The 350-nt window shown below is 50.9% G+C and carries 3 tRNA genes; all 3 read right to left on the bottom strand.

Going from position 1 to position 350, the window contains the following annotated elements:
• Nucleotides 1-36: 36 nt before the first annotated feature.
• Nucleotides 37-125 (bottom strand) — tRNA-Ser (locus KGF42_RS19360).
• Between the two features lie 16 nt (nt 126-141).
• A tRNA-Lys gene (locus KGF42_RS19355) sits at nt 142-214 on the bottom strand.
• Between the two features lie 9 nt (nt 215-223).
• Nucleotides 224-299, bottom strand: a tRNA-Gln gene (locus KGF42_RS19350).
• Nucleotides 300-350: the final 51 nt, after the last annotated feature.

The raw sequence follows: 350 nt of genomic DNA, 5'->3' as shown, positions 1-350 counted from the left end.
AGTCCCCTGCTCTACCGACTGAGCTATCTGGGCATTTGGCGGAGAGGGTGGGATTCGAACCCACGGCCCCTTTCGAAGTCACTGGTTTTCAAGACCAGCTCCTTAAACCACTCGGACACCTCTCCATATTCTACTTCACAATGATTCATCCTAGGATCGAACTCGGGACACCCTGATTAAGAGTCAGGTACTCTGCCAGCTGAGCTAATGAACCTAATTTTAATGGCTGGGGATGCAGGACTCGAACCTACGCATACATGAGTCAAAGTCATGTGCCTTACCGACTTGGCTAATCCCCAATATATGTGGTGAGCGCACAGGGATTCGAACCCCGGACACACGCCTTAGAA

This window comes from Clostridioides sp. ZZV15-6383 (assembly GCF_020657735.1).
GTDB lineage: Bacteria > Bacillota > Clostridia > Peptostreptococcales > Peptostreptococcaceae > Clostridioides > Clostridioides difficile_D.
Note: the sequence above shows the minus strand (reverse complement) of the source record. Positions and strands in the feature narration are given on the sequence as shown.